Source organism: Rhodoferax sp. (assembly GCF_037143375.1).
Lineage (GTDB): Bacteria > Pseudomonadota > Gammaproteobacteria > Burkholderiales > Burkholderiaceae_C > Rhodoferax.
Genome location: NZ_JBAWYV010000243.1, coordinates 1 through 3,440 on the forward strand (window position 1 = coordinate 1; position 3,440 = coordinate 3,440).

Here is a 3,440-nt window from a genome sequence, read left to right on the forward strand (position 1 = left end):
CTCTGGGGGATGCCAGGGAGTTTGTTGCCCGCTGAAACGGGTGTTGATCCACTGGCCGTGACACTGGTGAATTTCTTTGAATAATGGGCATCAATGCTGGAGGCCGAGATCGTCGCTCTAAGATGAGGGCCAAACAACGTGCTGCCAGCCAACTCCCAACCAGTGCGTGAAGTGCCCGGGGCATTGGTGTAGGCCGTGCTGCCGCCGCTGCTACTGGCGACCACAATCTCATCGGTAGAGTCGATCTGGAACAGTGTCATATCCAATCGCGATCCGGCACTGGGCACCCACTTGCCGCCCACTTCGTAATGCTGGCTGCTTGAGGCATTGACCGCCGTGTTGAAGACTGGCGCACCCGCACCGGTGTAAGCCATTTCAGCCAGCGTGGGGGTTTCAAAACCTTTACCGTAATTGGCGTACAAATTGAGTTGTTCAGTAGCGTGGTACGTCAAACCCAGCACGGGGCTGGTCGCCTGGTAACTCGTTGCACCTGAACCTTTCCCATTGCCGAAAATATCATCGCTGGCGAAACTGACCGTGCTGTAACGAAAACCGGACACGATGGAGACTTGCTCTGACACCATGGCCGTACCCTGAATAAAACCATCGCTGTTGTCGGCTTGATTAACTTCGTTGCGGCTCAGCGATGTTTTCTCACCCAGCTTCGCAGCGCCGGCCTGGCGCGCTTCGCTGGAGCGATCAAATTCATAGCCAGCCACCCAGTTCACTGGCGTCGCGCCCAGTTTGGTATTGGCGTTGTATTGCAAACCGGTACCGTAGTAGGTGCGGGCCAAACCGGTCCAAGCACCATTCACATTGGTACCTACCGCGGTCCCCACTTGGTACTGCAAATTGTCCCGGGTGCCGTAATACAAGCGCGCAGTCAACGAACGATCAGGGTCAATCTCATGTTTGATCGAAGTGCCCAACTGGTTTTGCAGCACGGCTTTTCGCACCCGAAAATCGGTCGCCGTTTTGACACCTGAAGAATTAGTCCCCGCCTGTGTCGGATCAACCGCCATCTGAGCAGCTGTCAGCCCCAGCGCATCCTGGGCCAGTGGCATGTCAAACTGATTGAACACCACGTTCACATGCGTTTTTTCGTTGGCATTAAAACTCAGCTTGCCGTTGAACTGCTTGCGTTCTGCTTTGCTGTTGGTGCGGTAGCCATCGATATCAAACGTACTGTAGTCAGCCACCAACCCGTAGTCTCCCACGCGCCCGGCGTATTGCCAGTCGCTGCGGTGCATACCAAAAGAACCGGTATAAAGCTGGGCATCAAACTCGGGCTTCTCAGGCGCATCACGGGTAAAGGCCTGAATCACGCCACCAGAGGAATTTCCATACATCTGCGCCAGCGGGCCACGCAAGACTTCGATGTGGTCGGTGGACGTCAGGCTGATGGAGGAGCCTTGCCCCTGACCATCGGGTGTGGTTGCCGGAATGCCATCAATCAACAGGCGAATACCCCGGATGCCAAAGGCCGAGCGGGCGCCAAAGCCCCGAATCGATACCTGTAAGTCCTGCGCGTAATTTTGGCGATTCAAAATCGTCAGACCCGGCACCCGGTTCAGAGATTCCGACAGGTTGACCTGCGGACCCGCATTTTCGATAGTGGCGCGGTCGACCGTCTGGATCGAGGCCGGCGTATCAAAACTGCGCTGCTCGGTGCGCGAGGCGGAAATCACCACGTCTGACAAAGACTGAGCCATTAAAGCGGGGTGGCACAGGGCGGCGGCGGCCAAGGCGAGGGCTGTTTTCGCAAACAAAAAACCTGTGATCTCTCTAATTTTGATATGCATGTCTCTTTCTCGATCTGCTTGTCTGGCTATCTGAAATTAATCTTTGAATGTCTCGTTCAATCTCTACTCATGAAGATTGACTTTGATTTCAATGCAATATTTGGGCCAAACTAATTTCAACGGTTCTATGCACGTTTTTCGTCTTTGACCCTTCAATTTATACCTATCCAGACTAACCTGTCACCCCGTCACTATCGCCTCTCCCGCCTTGCGTTGAAATGATTTCAAGGCAGGTGTTCACGATTGACACAGTGGGCAGGGTTAACGCGCATCGTAGAAACCCGAATGCAACATCCACATAGCAGGGAGGGTTGTAAAACTTAAGACGAATTAAGCGGTTTAGTGACTCAGGCACGATCTTTGCTGAATGTTGGTTTGGAGTTTCAAATTCCTATTGCTACGCTTCAATTGACACAACAAGGAGACATTCATGCGCTTGAAATTATTGGCCACCCTGATGGCTATTGGCTTTGCAACGGGGACGGCACACGCTGTCGTCACGCAACAAATGATTGACAACGATGCCAGCGATTCAAAAGAAGTTCTCTCCTGGGGCTTAGGCAACCAGGGTCAACGCTTTTCAACCCTGAAACAGGTCAACCCCCAAACCATCAAGAAATTGGTTCCTGCCTGGAGCTTCTCTTTCGGTGGCGAGAAACAACGTGGTCAGGAATCTCAGCCCGTGATTCACAACGGCAAGATGTTTGTGACCGGTTCCTACTCGCGCATTTATGCATTGGACGTCAAGACCGGCGCCAAACTGTGGAAGTACGAGCACCGCCTGCCCGATGGCATCATGCCTTGCTGTGACGTGATCAACCGCGGAGCTGCCTTGTTTGACAACCTGGTCATTTTCATGACGCTGGACGCACAAATTGTGGCACTCGACCAGAACACCGGTGACGTGGTCTGGAAAGAAAAAATTGAAGACTACGCTTCTGGCGCCTCGGCATCTGCTGCACCGCTGATCGCTGGTGGATTGCTGTTGACCGGTATTTCCGGTGGCGAATTTGGCGTGGTAGGCCGTGTTGAGGCGCGCGACCCTAAAACAGGCCAACTGGTCTGGACCCGCCCCACCGTCGAAGGCCACATGGGCTACAAGTACGACAAGGACGGCAACAAGTCTGAGAATGGCATTTCCGGCACTTTGAACAAGTCCTGGTCTGGCGACCTCTGGAAAACAGGCGGCGCTACCACCTGGTTGGGTGGCACGTACGACAGCAAGACCGGCTTGGCTTACTTCGGTACTGGCAACCCCGCACCGTGGAACAGCCACCTGCGCAAGGGTGACAACCTGTTCTCTTGCTCGACCGTTGCGCTGGACATCAAGACCGGCCAGATCAAATGGCACTACCAGAACACGCCTAACGACGCCTGGGACTTTGACGGCGCCAATGAATTCGTAACCTTTGACATGGACGGCAAACGCGTCGGCGGCAAAGCCGACCGCAACGGCTTCTTCTATGTCAACGACGCCGCCACGGGCAAACTCCTCAATGCGTTCCCCTTCGTGAAGAAAATCACATGGGCGACGGGCATTGACTTGAAGACCGGACGTCCTAACTTTGTGCCTGAAAACCGTGCGGGTGATCCTACCGCCAGTGCCGACGGCGCCAAAGGCAAGTCTGTGTTTGCAGC

2 protein-coding genes are annotated in these 3,440 nt (G+C 54.3%); one reads left to right on the plus strand and one right to left on the minus strand.

The window, feature by feature from the left end; genetic code table 11:
- On the minus strand, window positions 1-1,802 hold a 1,802-nt coding region (locus WCG50_RS18400), incomplete at its 3' end, for a TonB-dependent receptor (RefSeq protein ID WP_336901051.1).
- A gap of 430 nt (window positions 1,803-2,232) precedes the next feature.
- On the opposite strand from WCG50_RS18400, the gene WCG50_RS18405 reads away from it, so the two are divergent.
- The coding region (locus WCG50_RS18405; RefSeq protein WP_336901052.1) for a PQQ-dependent dehydrogenase, methanol/ethanol family at window positions 2,233-3,440 on the plus strand (1,208 nt) is incomplete at its 3' end.